This is a genomic window from Ignavibacterium sp. (assembly GCF_025998815.1).
GTDB lineage: Bacteria > Bacteroidota > Ignavibacteria > Ignavibacteriales > Ignavibacteriaceae > Ignavibacterium.
On the sequence record NZ_AP026678.1, the window covers coordinates 1,297,182 to 1,317,355 of the forward strand.

Genomic DNA, 20,174 nt, shown 5'->3' on the forward strand with positions numbered 1-20,174 from the left:
TTAAACAGAAAGTATATTTTAGCACTCGCTTTTTAAGAGTGCTAATCACAATCAATAATAAATTAAAGGAGTAAAAAATGGCAGATTTTAAAATAAAACCTTTAGCTGATCGCGTAGTTGTTAAACCAGCAGAAGCTGAAGAAAAAACTGCTGGAGGAATTATACTTCCCGATACCGCTAAAGAAAAACCAATTGAAGGAACTGTTGTTGCTGTTGGTCCAGGAAAAACAAGTGATGATGGAAAACTGATTAAACCGGAAGTAAAGGTAGGTGACAGAGTGCTTTACGGAAAATACAGCGGTACTGAAGTAACAATTGATGGTGAGGAATATCTCATCATGCGCGAGAGTGATATTTTCGGAATTATTAATAAATAAGAAAAAATAAGAGGTAAGAACTATGGCAAAATTAATTGTATATAACACTGAAGCTCGTGCCGGACTTAAAGCCGGTGTTGATAAACTTGCTGATGCTGTTAAAGTTACTTTAGGTCCTAAAGGCCGCAATGTTATCATCGAGAAAAAATTCGGTGCACCAACTGTTACCAAAGATGGTGTTACTGTTGCAAAAGAAATCGAACTTGAAGACCCTGTTGAAAATATGGGTGCACAGATGGTTCGCGAAGTTGCTTCCAAAACCAGTGATGTTGCAGGCGATGGAACAACTACAGCTACTGTTTTAGCTCAGGCAATTTTCAGAGAAGGATTAAAAAATGTTACAGCTGGTGCAAATCCAATGGATTTGAAAAGAGGTATTGACTTTGCAGTAACTAAAGTTGTTGAATACCTCAAATCAATCAGCAAAGATGTTGAAGGCAGAAATGAAATCGCTCAGGTTGGTGCTATCTCTGCTAACAATGACAAATCAATAGGTGATTTGATTGCCGATGCAATGGAAAAAGTTGGTAAAGATGGTGTTATCACTGTTGAAGAAGCAAAAGGTACTGAGACCTCATTAGAAGTTGTAGAAGGTATGCAATTCGATCGTGGATATCTCTCCCCATATTTTGTTACCGATCCTGAATCAATGGAAGCTATACTTGAAGATCCTTACATTTTAATCCACGACAAAAAAATCTCATCAATGAAAGACCTTTTACCTATTCTTGAAAAAGTTGCTCAACAAGGTCGTGCACTTCTTATAATTGCAGAGGAAGTTGAAGGTGAAGCATTAGCAACTTTGGTGGTAAACAAAATTCGTGGCACACTGAAAGTATGCGCAGTTAAAGCTCCTGGATTTGGTGACAGAAGAAAAGCTATGCTCGAAGATATTGCTGTTCTTACAAACGGAACAGTAATTTCCGAAGAAAGAGGATTCAAACTTGAAAATGCAACAATTTCATATCTTGGAACTGCAAAGAAAGTTGTAATTGATAAAGATAACACCACAATTGTTGAAGGTTCCGGAAAACCAGAAGAAATCAAAAAGAGAATAAATGAAATCAAAGCTCAGATTGAAAAAACAACATCTGACTATGACAAAGAAAAATTACAGGAAAGACTGGCAAAACTTTCAGGTGGAGTTGCTGTTCTGAAAATCGGTGCATCCACCGAAGTTGAAATGAAAGAGAAAAAAGCCAGAGTTGAAGATGCTTTACATGCTACCCGTGCTGCTGTTGAAGAAGGTATTGTTGCTGGTGGTGGTGTTGCATTAGTAAGAGCAATCCCTGTTCTTGAAAAACTCGAAGGACAGAATGAAGACCAGACTACAGGTATTCGAATAGTTCAGAAAGCTCTGGAAGAACCATTAAGACAAATCGTAAACAATGCTGGTCTCGAAGGTTCAGTTGTTCTTCAGAAAGTTAAAGAAGGTAAAGATGACTTTGGATTTAATGCTGCTACCGAACAATATGAAAATCTTATCAAAGCAGGTGTTATAGATCCTACAAAGGTAACCAGAACTGCTTTGGAAAACGCAGCATCAGTTTCTTCACTTCTCATTACAACAGAAGCTGTTGTTTACGAGAAGAAAGAGAAAGAGCCAGCTCCTGCTATGCCACACGGTGGTATGGGCGGAATGGACTATTAATAGCTCCTTTATTGTTGGTTGGTTGGACAAGGCGAGGATTAATTTTTCCTCGCCTTTTTTATTTTAATGTTCAGTCTGTGAATTTTCTTATATTCAACATAACTGATTTGGATTTTTTTAAATGAACAGTAATTATTCCGAACTAACTAAAGAAGTTATCGAACACCTTAAACTGAAACGATATAAACTTGCACTAATTACATCCAAAAAACTTGTTGATACTTTTCCTGAAAATCCTAAATCATACTCACTATATTCCGAAGCTCTACTTGAAAATTTGAATCCATTTCAAGCATTGGATATTATTAACTATGCAGTTGAGATTTCTTCTAATTCTCCGGAAATAAGATTGGATAGAGCTTACATTCTTTATCGATTGAGTATTTATGACGGAGCTCTTGTTGATAATGAATTTTATCTTTCAGATAATAAAAAAGATCTTAAAGCTTTATTATTAAAGGTCAAAATTTTTGCTGCAAATGAAAGATTTTTTGAAGCTCTTGAATTAATAGAAGAACTTAAAAATGAAACTCAGAATAATGAAGAGTTAGAATTTTTATTAAATCTGATAAAGACATCGCTTAATATAATCTCCGGCACTTTCCAAACTCTTCAGAATGAAAATGAGATACTCAAGCAATGTAAATCCGCAATTGAGTTCGGACATTTCTGGTTCGTTACAGTTGTGTACAAATATTTATTTGATAAATTTGCTAGTGAAAGATTCAAAGAAGAACTTAAACTTTTATACTTCATATCTCTCGTTTCACTGTTCCGGATTAAAGAAGCTGAAAATTATTCCAATGAATTAAAAAACACTTTTTATAGCAATTCAACATTCAATGAAACTCTATTAAAACTTCAAACGATTAACAAATATCGAACTACAGAAAGTCAACCTCTTAACATCAGAAAAGTTTTAGCTCAAACAGAGTTAAAAAAATCTCAGGAAAGCAAAGTCGAAATTTTATCAGCAAAATTTTTTGATTTAACCGAAAGTCTAACATCCGGAAAAAGAAAATATCTTTTACAGTTTGATGAGAACAATCTTACTTATCTGGCAGTTGAATTAATTTTTCGAAATCCATTTTTCAGGAAAGAGAATAAAATTATTAAAGGTACTGCAATCTGGTTTTTGAATGAAAATGAGGCCGGTAGAAACAATTTTGAAATTGAGCTTAATCCTGAATGGGAGAACATTGAATTTGTTCAGAGTTGGGGAACAGAATTACCCGGATTTTGGAAATCTGGCGAAGGGAAAGTGGAGATTTATTTTGATGAAGTGCTGCTTTGTTCAAGAAAATTTTTGATTGGCGAATCAGAAATCATGAATCTCGAAGCAAATGGTGAGAATGTACTCCCGGAAAAATTATTGAAATCAGAAACATCTCAGCCCCCTTCAGTTGATTTATATACTTATCACAAAGCAGATTCAATCTCGTTGGAAAATTTGCTGAACGAACTGTATGAATTCATTGGCCTCGATAATTTGAAGCAATCATTAGTAGATTTTCTAACCTACTTGAATTTTGTTAATGAACGAAGAAGAAAAGGAATTAAAACAGACGAAAGACTAGAACTTCACTGTTTGTTTCTCGGAAATCCGGGCACCGGAAAAACATCTGTTGCACGATTACTTGGGAAAATACTCAAGTCAATGGGTGTTCTTGAAAATGGTCATGTTATAGAAGTTGATCGATCAGGTTTGGTGGGACAATATATTGGTGAGACTGCAATCAAAACGGATAAAATTATTTCAGAAGCTTTGGGTGGAATTTTATTTATTGATGAAGCTTACTCATTAAAGAAATCAAATGTCTCATCAGACTTTGGACAGGAAGCCATTGATACCTTATTGAAAAGAATGGAAGATCACAAAGGGAAATTTATTGTAATTGCCGCTGGCTATCCATCTTTGATGAATGAGTTTATTGAATCCAATCCGGGACTTAGGTCAAGATTTACGCATACTTTCTCATTTGATGATTATACTCCTTCACAACTTGTACAGATATTTAAACTCTTCGCTTCTAAAGAAGAATACGAACTCGAAAGTGAGGCAGAAAAATTTTTGATAAAACAATTGGAAGATATTTATAAGCACAGGGATGAATCTTTTGGCAATGCAAGACTTATTAGAAAAATATTTTCCGAAAGTAAAATACAACTGAGTAAACGATATCAATCAGTTAATGAGGAAGAGAGACTCAGATTTTCACTAAATAAAATAAGTCTGGAAGATCTGAAAAATGCTTTTGAAAAAATTGGTGAAATCAATCCAGCAAATAATTCTGATATAAAATCAGTTGACAGAATATTAGAAAAAATAAATAATCTTATTGGGCTCGATAACTTCAAGCAAGAAACAAATGAGCTTGTAAAATTGGCAAAGTATTATTTAGAGGAAGGTGAGAATTTATCCGATAAAATCAATTTCCACTTCATCTTTGCAGGGAAAAATTTTGCAGGACAGAGTATAGCAGCAAAATATCTTAGTGAATTACTTTATTCATTAAAATTAATTCAGAAAAATGAACTTTATGAATTTGATATAAGGCAATTCATCGGAAATAATATTTATCAGACTGCTGAGACTACAAATAAAATCTTTGACAAGGCAAAAGGTGGGATTATACTTATCAAAGATTTTGATTTAATCTTTCTTGACAAACAATTAAACACATCTATCATTTCTGAATTTGTGAGGGTTTTGTTAAAAAGATTACAAACTGATGCTGGTAAGATATTCGTGATAGTCGAAACAGATAATGAATTCCCTGAAAATATTCCCATTGAATTTAACCCGATTAAAACTTTTTTCACAAAAGTAATTCACTTTGAAGATTACACACCCGATGAGATGCTGGATGTTTTTATTTCTATGATTGGTGAAAAAAAATTATTTCTTACTGAAGCAAGCAAAGAACTTTTACGTAAGTTTTTCTTTCATGTTTACCGAAATAAAGATAAGTATCCACCTAACACTTTATTACTAAAAAATATTTTGGACATAATTCAGAGAAAGCATTTATTAAGAATTGCTGATATACCTCGCAACAAAAGAACAGATGAAATTAATAGAAGCATTAGTCCTGATGATATAGAAGACATAATAAAACTGGAGAAGTCAAAAGAGTCCACTGCTTCAGGCGACTATAATTCATCTATCAGAAAACAACTTGATGAATTAGAAATGCTCGCAGGTTTGAATGATGTAAAGCATACTATATTCCGAATTATCAACAGTGAAAAAGTGGCTGCACTAAGAAAAGAAAGAGGTCTGGCAGTTCTCCCGAGAAATCTACACGGACTTTTCATCGGGACAGGTGGAACCGGGAAATCAACTATCGCAAGAATTTATGCAAAAATTTTATATGAGATGAATCTAATTAAATCCGATGAGCCGCTGGAGATTGAAAGACTAACAATTAAAAATTTTATCAGGAATGAAAACAATTTGACTATAGAAAATTTGCTTACACTTTTTGACGGAAAAGTTATTGTGCTGAATTATGCAGGACAATTTTTTTCAATTAAAGATTCATCGATTAACAATTTCTTTAATACCACTTTAAGTTTATTAAAACATTATAATGATAAATTTGTGTTAATTCTTTCTGATACAAAAACAGAAATTGAGAAAATTCTGAATACGTACCCTGAATTAAAAACATTTTTTACAAATACTTTTCAGTTTAATAATTATACTCCTCGTGAAATGCTTGAAATAGCTCTCAACCTCACACAACAATATGGTTACCAACTTGATGAAGGTGCATGGCAGTTGTTGCTGGATATCTTTAATGATCTTTATTCAAAAAATCCTGAAAATGGAAATTCCAAAACTGTTCTGGATTTAATATTTAAAGCGATTACTTTTCAGGAAGCAAGAATCGGGAGTAAAGAAAATCTTTCTGACGAAGATTTGGTAACAATTACTATTGATGATATTTCCAGGTTAGTTTAATAAAGATCTGCTGATTCTGTCTTAACGGAGACAAAATCTACTATATTATTTTTATCAATAATTCCGGCTGTCAGTTTATTGCCTGCAATTGCTGCTGTATCTATGTAAAGAGAATTATTTTCCTTAACATATCTTGGTTCGAACATTCTTGTATGACCGACAACCTGTAGTTTACCAATATTAAGCAAAGGTCCTCTGTACCAAAGAACTCCAATATCGGTTTCTAAATCTTCTTTAAGGATTTCCGCCAATTTGGAATCATCTTTTAACACATCTTCATTAATTAAATCTTTATAAAAGATGGATATGCCCGCGTGCGATATGAAACAATCTTCAAGATTGAAGAAAAGCGGAGCTTTAATAATTAATTCAATGTGTTCATGAATTCTTTCAAAACGATTTTCATAGGATTTCAAAGTAAATTCAGCACCGTTATTAAACCAGGCTTCAGCAAGTGTTGAATGAGGAAATCTGAAATGATGATAAAACATATAATCGTGATTACCTGCAGTGAATTTGATTTTCCTTTCAGCTACAAAATCCATTACTTCACAGCTATGCTTACCACGATCAACCAAATCGCCGACGAGATAAATTTCTGCCTGAGGATATTTTTTTTCTACTTCTTCAATAAGTTTAGTGAGAGTAAAAAAACAGCCGTGAACATCTCCGATTACTGCAACCATTCAGACTCAGATATGGAAAGTTTCTTTAGCATACTTTGTCAACTCGTCTCTGAAATTAGGATGAGCAATGTTTATTAACGCTTTAGCTCTTTCCTGAATTGACTTCCCAAACAACTCTGCAACTCCATACTCAGTTACAACATAATGCACATCGCCTCGAGAAGTTACAACACCGGCTCCGGGTTTTAATGTTGGAACAATTCTACTTATTGTTGCATTCTTTGTACTTGAGGGCAAAGCTATTATCGGTTTACCGCCTTCGGAACGAGCAGCACCGCGAATGAAATCTACTTGTCCACCTATTCCGCTATAAAATTTTGTCCCGATTGAATCTGAACAAACCTGTCCTGTAAGGTCAACTTCAATTGCGGAGTTGATTGCAACCATCTTGTTGTTTTTAGAAATTATGAACGGATCATTAACGTATTCCTGGGGATGAAATTCGATTATCGGATTGTTATCTATAAAATCATAAACTTTCCTGGTTCCTAAAACAAATCCTGCAATAATTTTTCCCGGATGCAAAGTCTTCTTCTCACCGTTAATTATTCCCTGCTCTACTAATTCAATTATTCCATCTGAAAACATTTCGGTGTGAATGCCCAAATCTTTTTTGTTATGCAGATATCTCATAACTGAATCAGGAATTGCACCGATACCCATCTGTAAGGTTGAACCATCTTCAACCAGATCAGCGATGTAACTTCCAATTTTATCAAAAACTTCGAGCTCATCTTTAGTAGCATTTGGATCTACCTGAGGAAGTTCGTGAATAGGTTCATCGTATTCTACAATGTAGTTTATTTTATTGATATGAATAAAACTATCACCAAGCGTTCTTGGCTGATGGCGATTAATTTGTGCGATAATCAATTTTGATTTTTCTGCCGGTGTTTTAATTGTTCCGACATCAACACCGTAGCTGCAAAAACCATGCTCATCTGGTGGTGAAACATTAAGCAACGCAACATCAGATTTTATTAGACCATTTTTGAAAAGAAGAGGAACTTCGGATAAAAAGATTGGAATAAATTCTGCTCTGCCATCATTGACTGCCTGACGTGAATTAGCTCCGATAAAAAATGCTTTATGCTTGAAATGTTTTTCCATTCCGGGATGCAGATAAGGTAAATCACCAACAATAAGAATATGATAAAGTGTTATGTCTTTCAGTTCATCTTTTCTTCTTACCAAAGCACGAATTAATTCCATTGGAGCTGCACAACCAGGTTGTACCACTATATTATCGCCGGACTTGATGTGCTTAACTGCTTCATCAGCAGAAACAAGTTTATTGTTATAGATTCTTAAAATATTAGTTGGTATAAATTGCTTATAAGAAACTTCTTCCTGGGCTGCCATATCAATACTCATATTTTGTAATCAATTTGTTGAAAATAAATGAAGCTTTCTGAATTCAATATTAAAATTGTGTGCTATGGATTCATTCGAACAATAACCATTATGTGTACATACTCCTTTTGCTAAACCAGCATCCGAGAGTAAAGCATTTGTTAAGCCATTTTCTGCAATGTTCATTAAGTATTCTAAAGAAGCATTGTTCAATCCGTAACTTGCAGTTCTTGAAACTAACGCAGGCATATTTGGAACACAATAATGAATTACATCGTGCATAATATAAACAGGATCAGAAAGTGTTGTAATATGACTCGTCTCTACACATCCGCCCTGGTCAATTGAAACATCAACAATAACGGCACCTTTTTTCATCTGTTTAACCATCTCCTCTGTAACAAGGTGCGGTGCTTTTTCTCCTTTAATCAAAACTGCACCGATGAACACATCTGCGAATTTTACTCCGCGTGAAATTGTATATGGATTTGCGACAACTGTAGTAATTCTTTTTCTGAAATTGACATCAATCTGTCTTAACCTGTTCAAATCTTTATCAAGCACAATTACCTGTGCACCTCTTCCTAAAGCTGCAGCGGCGGCAGTAACACCGACAACACCAGCGCCCAGAATTACAACAGCTGCAGGTGCAACACCTGTAATTCCACCGAGCAATATGCCACGTCCACCTTTACTGAATGTTTCAAGTTGTCTTTCAGCATTCTGAATAGCAAGCTGACCGGCAATTTCACTCATCGAATGAAGTACAGGTAACCGGTTATCCTGTTCAATCAGCTCATAACCAATGGCAGTGATTCTTTTACGAAGCAATGTGTCCAGTACTTTTCTCTTCCCAACAGCGAGATGAAGGAATGAAAAGAGTATCTGATTTTCCTGAAGCATTTCTGCTTCCTGTTCACTTAATGGTGCAACTTTCACAACAACTTCAGCTCGTCCGAAAACTTCTTCAGCAGAATAAACAATTTGTGCCCCGATTTTTCTATACTCTTCGTCGAGGAAATGACTTCCTTCTCCAGCACCACTTTGGATATAAACTGTATGTCCAGCCCGAACGAGTGCATCAACACCAGCAGGTGTGAGTGCTACTCTTTTTTCTTCGAACTGTGTCTCTTTTGGAATGCCAAATCTCATAGCTAAATCTTTTTATTTTTGTTTGTAAATATACTAAATGTTAATGTCCGAAAATTCAGTTAACTGGAGTGAGTGGATTTTTTCCGCTTAAAACTGCAATAACATTTTTTGCTGCTAATTCTGACATTGCATTTCTTGCTTCGTGAGTCGCACTTCCGATGTGTGGAAGTAAAACAACATTATCAAGTTTTAATAATTCCGGATTTATATCTGGTTCATTTTCATAAACATCGAAGCCAGCTGAAAATATTTTTCTCTCGCGAAGTATTTCAATCAGATATTTTTCATCAACTACTTCTCCTCTTGCAGTGTTTATAAAAATTGCATTCCGTTTCATTAAATCAAGCATCTCTGAGTTTATCAGATTTTTGGTTTTATTGGTTAGTGGAACATGTAATGAAATGATATCGGAATTTTTCATAAGCGATGTCAGAGATACCTTTTTGGCATTCAGTAAATTTTCAGCATCAGGATTTTTTTTATTCGAATAATAAATTATTCTGCAACCAAACGCATAAGCTCTTTTAGCAACAGCAAATCCAATGCGACCCATTCCAATAATTCCAAAAGTTTTACCTTTAAGTTCATATCCAAGTAATAGCTTTGGACGCCATCCTTTAAACTTCCGCTGTCTTACCATTTTTTCACCTTCATTTAATCTTCGTGCACAGGCAAGCACTAAAGTCATCGCTAAATCTGCTGTTGAATCGGTAAGGACATCAGGAGTGTTAGTTACAATTATATTTTTTCTTCTTGCGTATTCAATATCAATATTATTAAAGCCGACAGCATAGTTTGCAATAATTTTACATCGCTTCATTTGATCAATTACATCTTTGTCAATTTTATCTGTAAGTAATGAAATAACTGCATCAGCATCTTTTACATTTTTAATTAACTCCTGTCGACTAATAAGTTTTTCTTTCGAATAAACTTTTACATCAAATCCTTTTTTTCGGATTAATTCTATTCCAATCTCAGGAATCAGGTATGTAATAAAAACTTTTTTCTTATCCATATAATAAAGTTACAATGAATAATGCTGCAATAATGCCAGCAACATCTGCAATCAATCCAACAGGAAGAGCGTATCTTGTGTTTTTAACATTTACTGCTCCGAAATAAACAGCAAGTACATAAAAAGTTGTCTCTGTACTTCCGAAGAATGTGGAAACCAAAATCCCGATAAATGAATCCGGACCATGAACTTTCATAATCTCAGCCATTATTCCAAGTGAACCACTTCCGGATAAAGGACGCATCAAAGCCATCGGCAATGCTTCCGCAGGCATTCCAAGAGGATCAGTAATGATTTTGAGAATTGGTACAAGCCAATTGTTCATTGCACCACCAGCCCGGAAAATTGCAATTGCAACCAACATTGCAACTAAATAAGGAATTATTCTTACTGCAATATTGAATCCTTCTTTAGCGCCTTCTACAAATTGTTCATAAACTTTTACTTTTTTGTAAGCTCCAAAACCAATGAACGCTACTATGATTACGGGAATTGCAATTACGGATATAACTTCAATCGTTTTTTTGAATATACTAAATGATGTATCATTAAATATGAATGATAAGAATTTGAACGCGCCAACCGAAGAAATTGCTACCAAAGAAATAATAACTAATAACACTAACAAGATTTTTTTCAGATTCTTTTTTATCGTCTCAAGGAATTTTTCTTTTCCCGCAGAAATAAGATGAAACAATTTTGCTGTGGTTAAGCCGGTAAGTGTGGCACAGAAAGCAGCAAACATAGTTGTACCGATAATAATTGTTGGATCAGAGCTACTTGCAGCTGCACGAACAGCTATTGCTGTTGCCGGAATGAGAGTTAATCCTGCCGTGTTTATTGCAAGAAAAGTTATCATCGAATTAGTTGCAGTTCCTTTGTTTGGATTAAGAGTATCAAGTTCTTCCATAGCTTTCAAACCAAACGGAGTTGCTGCATTACCTAATCCTAACATATTAGCAGAGATATTCATCACCATTGAACCAATTGCAGGATGATCAGGTGGAATTTCAGGAAATATTCTTTTCGTAACAGGTTTAATGAAGTTTGCAATGATTTTTATTAATCCTGCATCTTCAGCAACTTTCATTACACCAAGCCACATTGCCATTAAACCAATTAGTCCAAGAGCAATTTCAACAGCTGTGCCTGCAATTTTTATTGCTTCGTTAGTTACTTTTTTCAGAAATACAAAACTGACTGACTGAAGAGTAATTTTTGCAGAATACTTTGCGCTATCAATCGGAGAAGTGAGATGAACTTTGCCAATTAAATCATCGTCTTTTCCTGAAGCAGCAGCAATTTCCCTCCAGATATCAGGAAAAGAATTATCAATTTTGATAAATGACTGATAAATATCTTTCTGATTTGTTTTGGTAAGCTTTACCGGAATGGTTAAATCATTTTCAATTGATTGTCCGTAAAATTCTGAAAAAGTTTTTTTGCTGATTAAAATTTTTGTATCAAAGGAATTTTGATTTCGAAACTCGGATGCAAATGAAACAATACATTCAAGCTGTTCATCATTGCGGAATTTATTTGATGAGATGTCAGAAACATCAAGATAAACTGCCGAAGCAAATCCCAGCAGAATTAATGCGAGCCAGACATAATTTAGCAATACTAACCTCGCGGTTAATTAGGAAATTAGTTGCCTTCTTCTATTAGAGCTTTTATCTCCGAAGTGTCGATAATACAAACAATAAAATTTTCAGGAACTTCGTATTCATCAGATGAAAGACGCGAAGAATATTTTAGTCTATACATTTCTTTTATCTGATCAATTAGCTTTTGTTCATCTACAATTCTTATCTCACCGTTTATCGTTATTGATTTAAGACGATATGTAATTTCTTTACCGCCCTGTTTTTCTGATTTTACAATTGAAAAACTTGCCGGGCTGTTAAACTTTATACTTTCGAAGGCTTCTTCATTCTTATCAAGGTAAACAAAAATATTTTTGTCGAGATAAATAAAATTTGTCGGAACTTGATAAATTTTGTCTGTATCAAGAAGCATTGAAGCAACGCCAGTTAGTGCTTCGTTGATATCTTTTTCAATCTCTTTTATATCGCGGATTATTATTTGATTTCTTTGCATAAAATTCCTTAAGTACTTTAATTAACTACACAATTTCCTTTTGTTGAAAATTGGCAAAGACTACAGTGATCTAAATTTTTTGTAAATGAATTGCTTACGATTCCCTCTATCTTTGCAGAAATTTCATTCTTTAATTCAGAAATATTTTCAGATGAATATCTTAAAGTGAAATTAAATTCCGGCTTTCTTAAAAAAATTAACCTTGCCTCAAATTTCTCATAATCCTTAAATAAATGTGACGAAATATATAAATAAAATTTTAATTGGTTTGAATATTCTTCAAACTTATGTGATGCAGATTTTTCATCAACATCATCTGTCTTATAATCTATAATTAAAATTTTGCCTTTTTCGAAAATTATTTTATCCAAAATTCCGTGAAGAAAGTATGAATTTTGCTTCAGATAAATCTCAAATTCATTTTTATAATTTTTATAAGCAGAAATTTCCCTAAAAACTTCAGATTCCCTGAAAGTCTTAATCAAATCAGAAATTTGATTTATTGTTTCTTCGGCTGATTTTTCAACAGTATCAATTTGCTTTACCTGACTTTTTATAAAACTTAATGTTTCCGATTCATCAAGCTCGAGTTGTAATATTTTATGAATTAGTTCACCTATTTTTTCTGATCTGAGCGAAGTGCTTTTAAGTGCAGTTACTGTTTCATTTTCATTTTCGACAAAATTGTCAGAATAATTTTCTTCATCGAAATAAAATTCTTCATTAAATCCTGAAACCTCTTTCCACTGCGGCAGAATTTTATTAAGTAATGCAAAACCGAGATTATATGTAAGATGATATTTCAACGGACATTGAGAGTAAACTGAAATTCTGGTTGCAGAAATTATCTGACTTTTCTCTTTTTCCGGATATTTCTGAATTAAATATTTTTTTTGAGTTTGATTATCAACTATTTGTTCAAGCTTTTCAACAGTTGCATCAAGATTATGAATAACTGGAATCTTTAACTCAAGAGTTTTCTTTTCATTAAAGAATTTATTTTCCTTCTCAAATAAAAACTCAAGTTCATCTTTAATTACAATATAATTTTCAAAATCACAATTCAGTGCCTCTTTAAGTAAATAAATAAATGATTCTTTATTAGGTTCTTTATCTTCTTTCAAATCAGCCGAAATAAAAAGTTTCTCTTTTGCTCGCGTAATTGCAACATATAAAAGTCGTTTAATCTCAGCCAGATTTTTTTTCTTTTCTATAAAATCATTTAACTGTGTGATAGGAAGTGCAACATATTCGCCAGTTGGATTATTTGGATTCTGAACTTTTGCAAGCAGCCCCAAATTTTTATTAACAAAAATTGATTTGGATTTTATCTTTGCAGTTTGTCCGTAGTCTTCTGCTTTGAATAAAAACACAACCGGAAACTCGAGTCCTTTTGCCTGATGAACAGTCATTAACTGAACTGCATTGAGTGCTGTGCTAACTGCTGCCTGAGGTTCATCTTCGACCCTAGAAATGGACTCTGAAAGTGTATTGACAAAATCATAAAGATTACGATAACCTTTTGAATCAAAGCTTCTTGAAATTGAAAGTAATTTCTTGATGTTTGCGATTTCCTGTTCGCCATCTATACGATTATAAATTACTGCAAGATAATCAGTGTCTGATAGTATCTGATTTAATAATTGAGTTAATTGAAGCGAAGCACTTAAATCGATATGAGTTTGAAGAACCCGTTTTACTTTTTCCAGCCGGCCGTTATCGGGAAAGTTTTTTAGTTTATCATAAAAACTTTTTCCTGGCTGAAGTGATATTTCAAAAATCGTGGTGTCAGGTATTGTAAAGAAAGGTGATCTTAGAATTCCAACCAGCGCTGCATCATTTTCCTGATTAAGTAAAAATGCAAGATAGTTGTGAATGTCGTTAATCACTTGTTTCTGATAAAATCCTCTTCCGCCGATGATTGAGTAAGGAATTCCACGTTTAATAAAAATTGCTTCAAGATCATCAAAAGATTTTCTTTTTCTCACAAGTATTGTTATATCACCAAAATTATAATTCTCAGTACTCACAAGCTGAATAATTTTATCAGCAACAAGTTCAGCTTGTGTAGGTTTATCATCTTCACATTTTGAAATAAGAAAACTAATCTCACCTTTACGCTCTTTCTTTTTTGCGCAAACAATCGGAACATTTTTTAATTCACCAAACAGAGGAATATCTCTCTCAAACAATCTGTTAAAAATAAAATTTGTAAAAAGACATATTTCTTCATTCATCCTGAAACTATCAGGCAGTTCCATCAGATGCGAAATGTTTCTTTCTCTGACAATGTCATCTTTTGTTTTGTAAAAAATCTCCAGCTCCGCATCGCGGAATTTGTAGATACTTTGCTTTTCATCACCAACGATAAATAGTTTGCCGGATTTCAGATAATCAAGTATCGGAAGAAAAATTTCATACTGAAGTTCATTTGTATCCTGAAATTCATCAACCATCAGATATTTGAATTTTGTGCTAAGATAGTTTTGCACATCCTGATTTTTCAGTAATTCTTTTGTGGACAATAAAATATCTTCAAAGTCAATGTAAGATTCTTCTTTCTTTTTAAATTGATATAACTGAAGTGCACGGTCAAAAAGCATTAACATTTCTCTACCAAGCTTTATCAAATCAGGATAAAGCTCACCATCAGAAACTCGTGTAAACATTTCAAGTTCACTAAATGTCTTCTCACAAATTCTTATTTCTGTTGTAAGTGAATCCTGTAAATCTTTCACTAAATATTTCTGCTTTCTTACCTGAAGTTTATCTGTAAGAAGATGTTCCCGTATGTTTATAAGAAGTTCAATCGGGTTTTTGTTTTTTTCAAATTTATCAATATAGAATTTTATTGTTGGTGCAAATTCACTTTTGGGATTATTGGCTAGTACTGAGTTATTAATTTTTTTTAATGAATGGATAAAATCATTCTCATAATAGCTCCAGATTTCATTGAAGATAATTTCAAATTTTTCATTGAAGTTTTTTATAATTTCTTCATCTGATTTAGAATAAATCTCCTCTTTTACTTTCAAAACATTTTTTCTGTCATCAATCAAGCTCATCAATTCTTTTTGAAGAACTGATTTTCTTGAGAAGTACCGTAACAGTCTCTTAACAATTTCAGAACGAGAAGGATCATTGAAATATTCATCTATAGTTTCTTCGACTGCTAATTCGAGAAGTTCATTCGCAAGTGATTGATCAATGGGTGTAAAGTTTGCATCAATACCGGCTTCTACAGGAAACTCACGAAGTATATCAATGCAAAAAGAATGAATTGTAGAGATATAAGCCGATACAAGATTCCGTCTGATTTTTTCAAGTACTTTAATTCTCGTATAATCTTTTGCATTTTTAATTTCAGTATCAATTAGTTCTGATATTTTCTGATAGAGTTCACTTGCAGCTTTTTCAGTAAAAGTAATCGCAGCGATTGAAGAGACTTGTCCATCAAGTTTAATTGCAGCTTCAAGATATTTTCTGCTTAATACAAATGTTTTACCTGAACCTGCATTTGCAGTTAATGCAAGATGATCATCAAGAGTTACAGCCCGTTGTTGATGTGGTGTCAGCATATTAAACTTTTTTATACGCCGGAATTATTATTTTGAATGTCGTTCCTTTTTCTGAAGATGATTCAAGTTCAATTCTGCCATTAATATTTTCAATAAATCTCTTTGCCATACTTAAACCTAAACCCATTCCCTGATTTTTTGTTGTGAAGTTTTCATTAAAAATCTTATCACGAATTTCTTCCGGTATTCCGGTTCCATTATCTGTAATTCTTATTTCAAAATCATTTTCTTTGCTGTTTATATTAATGATAATTTTATCCGCATTAGCTTGAATTGAATTGCGAATGAAATTAATAAACATTCTGCTCAACTGATTTTTATCAGCTTCAATCAATGCTTCCTGATAATCTGTTTCTAAAATAATTTTTGCTTTTTCATTGATAAAAATGTTAATTGTATCGTTGACAACTTTAATCAAATCAACAACTTCAATTTTCAAGCTTGGCATTTTTGCAAACCTGCTGAACTCGGACGCAATCTGACTCAGGTTATCAATCTGAGTTAAAATCGTGTTAGATACTTTATCAAATAATTTATCAAAATCACCGTGCTTTTCTCTGTATGCTGCAATCAACTGTTGAATTGCAAGTTTCATTGGCGTAAGCGGATTTTTTATTTCGTGTGCAACTTGTTTTGCCATTTCTTTCCAGGCAGATTCCCTTTCAAGTTCCGCAAGTTCCATCTGATTTTTCTTAAGCTCCATAGTCATAAGATTAAAACCATCGAGCAATTCTTTAATTTCACCTTTCGCATTATGTTGAATCTGAACATTAAGATCACCTTTACCAACAGCTTCTGTTGCCTTTGTCAATTTTTGAATTGGTGATGAAATCTGGTTAGCGAAAATTGTACTGAACAAAACTATCAGAAGCACTGCGAAAGAATAAATGCCAAATATTACTACATCAATTTCAGTTGTGGAAAAAGGAATTTTAATTTTATTGAAAGCATCATTAACAGCAAGGATGTATTCTTTATTATCAAGTTTGATTTGGCGGTAGTAAGAATCGTAAACATAATCATTAATCTTTTCACTTGTCATAAACTCTTTCGAACGAAGATAATGCAAATGATAATATGCTCCTGAGTTTAATTTTTTGTCAAGTAATTCAATTTGCGAATAATTATTATTTGAATTGAAAACTTGCTCAGTTCCATCGAAAATTGAAAAAGAAATTTTTAATTCATTAGAAGCATTTTCTGAAGCTTGAATGATATTTCTGTTTTTATTTTTTTTAATCTGACTTTCAATATGACTTTGAACATAATCAGCTCTTTGTTTTAGTTCATTGAAAATACTTTCCCTCGAGCGTTCTTCAACAACCTGACGATTGTAAATTGCTAGAACTATCACGGGAATAATAGACACAAACAGAAATGCAAAAAGAATTTTTGTCTTGAATGTATAATTAATTTTTCTGATTCTGATTATAAACAAAGCCACAAATACAATCAGAATAAAAATAGCGTGAACAAAAAACACTTTGAAGAAATTAAACAGATTCCAACTGAATTCTTTATCTGCAACTGAAATCGCCGTCAGAATTTCATTGCCATTATCGAAAGTCTTGAGAAGATAAGTTTGATAAGTCTCTCCACTAAAATCCAATTTCAACCAGCCATCGTTGAATGTGCTATCAAGTTCAGTATTTAACAGATTTTTAATTTGCTCTCTCGATGGAAAAATATCACCATAAACCTGAGCTAATTCGCCATTCAGGAAAAGAAATATTTTAAGTTGTTTAATATTAACAACCTGATTCAGTAGAGATAGATTTGATCCAATGAAATCCGGAAATTCAGAAGCAGTTAGTTTTGATATATTAAAATCAATACCTGAAGAAATAAATCCTCGCGTAACTCCAAGTTCGGAAATTCTTTTTATTCCGATAATATTTTTTTCTATTGGATTTCTTGCTTCATTAAAAAAAATAACCTCATTCGAAACTGGAACTTTGTTAACGGGAATTTTTTCCTTCGAAGAAAAACCAATATCAAAACTTCCCTTTTTATTTCCGAAACGGTCGTAAAAAGCAAGAAAAGAATTCATAGATTCTTTTTGCAGAATGCTATTAGACCATTGTATAAATGCAAGTGCATCAAAGTTTAAATTGCTTTGAGCGAAAGATGAAATCACCTTTTCATCTGAAGCTGATTGATTTATAAGCTCCATCAAATAGAACTGAATAAGATTTTCATCAATTCTATTCAGTTCATAAGCGGTTGTTTTTAATGATTCCTTTTCAAGTTTAGAATTAAAATAGTTTAATAATGTGATTGAAAATATCGAACCAACAAGAAGAAGTAAAACATAATTAAAAACAGAGTTCCGACTTCTGATAAGAACCTGATAACTGACAAGAATAATTGCAGCAACAAAAGCTATGAGGATTAAAATATTTACGAGTGGATCTTTACTTATAAAAAACATTACTAGACTTATGATGACTAAAGTCAGATATGATATGACAAACAAACCTACAATTTTCTTCTTCACATTAAAGCCATTCATTTTCAAAACAAGATTAAATAAACCGATAACTAAAGCGGTAACGATGAATCCAATCAGCAAAATATTAAGATGCATTGAAAGTAAAGTTAAATCCGGAATTATATCAGGATCTTTGAAGTATCTAAGTTTTGAATCAAAAATTACGCTTCTGATTGCCGCTGCAAAACCACGCATCAATAACACAATAAGCGGAAATAACAAAATTGAGAAAGATCTTGTTAACAGATTTGGCTTTTTGATTTCACGATTTAGGAGATAGATATTAGTATATCTGAAAAACTGAATCGCAATCAGAACAAGAAAGAAATTTGTTACGAGAAATTCTATTGGAGATTTTACAATTCCAAAAGCAAAAGTGGATGAGAAATTTGCCGGCTCAGTTAATGGTCCTTCAATTAATCTTGTTGGAATATCCAGGAGGAAAATAATTACTCTTACAATAACTAAATAAAAAACGAAAAGAATAAATTTAATTTTTAATGAAGTCAGACTGCGATAATCAGTCTTTAATCCCAAACCAACAAATACAAGTGCAATAAATACAAGTATCGCCTGAATATTCGCAGAAATATCTTTAATTGAATTGAGTTCAGCAACCAAAGTTGGTTTGTTAATAGTAGCGAGACCAATTTTCTTTTCGTTGTTATTAAGAAGTTCGAAAGAATATTTCTTACCATCCTTTGTGGAAGATGTAAAAGGATTAAAATCAACTTTGCATTCTATTTCATAATTCTTACTACATTTTTCTGAAAAATTGATGTTTCTGAAATAAGGATTTGTTAAAGAATATTTTAATTCAATCGGATAATTTGCTGTTAAATAAAATACATCTGAATCAATGTGAATTGTGTCAATTATCGAAATGTAAAATGCAAGCGGTTTCTCAAGAAAATAAGTTTCGCCAAGCGGAGCTGGTAAAGGAAAAAGTTCGTTCTGATTTATTGCAACTGATTTACTCCAGGCAATCAGCTTTCCATTTGGAGCAAAAATTTCCAAAGAATATTCATCAAATTTTTTATCATTTAAAATTTCAACAAAGGTCTTATATAATTCTTCACTATTCGAAAGATCAATAACTAATTTTGATTTTAGTACTTTTACGATTGAAAGTAATTTGGTTTGCTCTTTATTAAAATCTCCCGTAATTGAAGATTGTAAATAGTTAATCTTTCTGGTAAGAATATCAAACCATTCTGCTTTGGTTTTTTCGATAAGATTGTTTGTAATAATTCCCGAGACAGGAATCATCAAAAAAATAAAAAAGACGATAGAGAAATATTTTCTATCGCCTTTAAACTTTTTTCTGAGCCAATTAATCATCAGTTAATAGTTAGTTGAGTAATATTCCACTTATCACCAATTTTCTTCAAAGAGATATATACTTTTGCAGTGTTTCTTTTCCCTTTGTTATCGAAAGAAAAAGTCCCGGTTGCATAAGGACTGATTTTGTCTTTGCTAATCTGATTAAACTTAAAAGCTGTTACTTTGTACAAATTAAAGAAATCTTCCAAAATATAGTATGCCTGATTTGGAGAATAATAACCATTCACTCCGTTAGAAAGACTAAAATAAGTTTGTGCACCAAGATATTTAGATAATCTTCCAACATTTCCTTCTCTGATTGAAATTTCAATATCATCAAAAACATAATTGATTATTTGATTAGAATCCTTTGATTGAATATTTGAACGAAAATTTTCCTGTGCGGAAAGAAATCCCGAATAAAATATTATAATAAGTAATATGGATAATAATTTTTTCATAAATATAGAAAAGTGAG

The 20,174-nt window shown here is 32.7% G+C and carries 12 protein-coding genes; 3 read left to right on the forward strand and 9 right to left on the reverse strand.

Annotated features, from left to right (window positions below; all coding sequences use genetic code 11):
* Positions 1 to 77: 77 nt before the first annotated feature.
* From groES to Q0X14_RS05560, 3 genes are all read left to right on the forward strand, one after another.
* Positions 78 to 377 (forward strand): co-chaperone GroES, encoded by a 300-nt coding sequence (gene groES, locus Q0X14_RS05550; protein ID WP_014561032.1) that lies wholly within the window; start codon positions 78 to 80, stop codon positions 375 to 377.
* Between the two features lie 22 nt (positions 378 to 399).
* A complete protein-coding gene (gene groL, locus Q0X14_RS05555) occupies positions 400 to 2,028 on the forward strand; it encodes a chaperonin GroEL (protein ID WP_297843593.1) in 1,629 nt (542 codons plus the stop codon).
* Positions 2,029 to 2,149: 121 nt separating this feature from the next.
* Positions 2,150 to 5,995: an AAA family ATPase gene (locus Q0X14_RS05560; RefSeq protein WP_297843596.1), complete on the forward strand. Its 3,846-nt coding sequence runs from the start codon at positions 2,150 to 2,152 to the stop codon at positions 5,993 to 5,995.
* Here Q0X14_RS05560 and Q0X14_RS05565 read toward each other — a convergent pair.
* Genes Q0X14_RS05565 through Q0X14_RS05605 form a run of 9 tightly spaced genes read right to left on the reverse strand, consistent with a single transcriptional unit; the run spans position 5,992 to position 20,157 of the window.
* Positions 5,992 to 6,681 (reverse strand): metallophosphoesterase, encoded by a 690-nt coding sequence (locus Q0X14_RS05565; RefSeq protein ID WP_297843599.1) that lies wholly within the window; start codon positions 6,679 to 6,681, stop codon positions 5,992 to 5,994. The genes Q0X14_RS05560 and Q0X14_RS05565 overlap by 4 nt on opposite strands.
* Positions 6,682 to 6,687: 6 nt before the next feature.
* A complete protein-coding gene (locus tag Q0X14_RS05570) occupies positions 6,688 to 8,043 on the reverse strand; it encodes an acetyl-CoA hydrolase/transferase C-terminal domain-containing protein (RefSeq protein ID WP_297843602.1) in 1,356 nt (451 codons plus the stop codon).
* Between the two features lie 21 nt (positions 8,044 to 8,064).
* Positions 8,065 to 9,186 (reverse strand): alanine dehydrogenase, encoded by a 1,122-nt coding sequence (ald, locus tag Q0X14_RS05575; protein WP_297843605.1) that lies wholly within the window; start codon positions 9,184 to 9,186, stop codon positions 8,065 to 8,067.
* A 55-nt stretch (positions 9,187 to 9,241) separates the two neighbouring features.
* On the reverse strand, positions 9,242 to 10,204 hold the full coding sequence (locus Q0X14_RS05580; RefSeq protein ID WP_297843608.1) for a D-glycerate dehydrogenase: 963 nt from the start codon (positions 10,202 to 10,204) through the stop codon (positions 9,242 to 9,244).
* Positions 10,197 to 11,825, reverse strand: a complete 1,629-nt coding sequence (locus Q0X14_RS05585) for a spore maturation protein (protein ID WP_297843610.1) — start codon at positions 11,823 to 11,825, stop codon at positions 10,197 to 10,199. Before Q0X14_RS05585 ends, Q0X14_RS05580 begins: the two co-directional genes overlap by 8 nt.
* A 26-nt stretch (positions 11,826 to 11,851) precedes the next feature.
* Positions 11,852 to 12,304 carry a hypothetical protein gene (locus Q0X14_RS05590; protein WP_297843612.1) on the reverse strand — a complete coding sequence of 151 codons (453 nt, stop codon included), beginning with the start codon at positions 12,302 to 12,304 and terminating at the stop codon, positions 11,852 to 11,854.
* A 17-nt stretch (positions 12,305 to 12,321) separates the two neighbouring features.
* The gene (locus Q0X14_RS05595) at positions 12,322 to 15,882 is read right to left on the reverse strand and encodes a UvrD-helicase domain-containing protein (protein WP_297843615.1); all 3,561 of its coding nucleotides are present in this window, start codon (positions 15,880 to 15,882) and stop codon (positions 12,322 to 12,324) included.
* A 1-nt stretch (position 15,883) separates the two neighbouring features.
* A complete protein-coding gene (locus Q0X14_RS05600; RefSeq protein ID WP_297843617.1) occupies positions 15,884 to 19,714 on the reverse strand; it encodes an ATP-binding protein in 3,831 nt (1,276 codons plus the stop codon).
* A complete protein-coding gene (locus Q0X14_RS05605) occupies positions 19,714 to 20,157 on the reverse strand; it encodes a DUF4783 domain-containing protein (protein ID WP_297843619.1) in 444 nt (147 codons plus the stop codon). Before Q0X14_RS05605 ends, Q0X14_RS05600 begins: the two co-directional genes overlap by 1 nt.
* Positions 20,158 to 20,174: the final 17 nt, after the last annotated feature.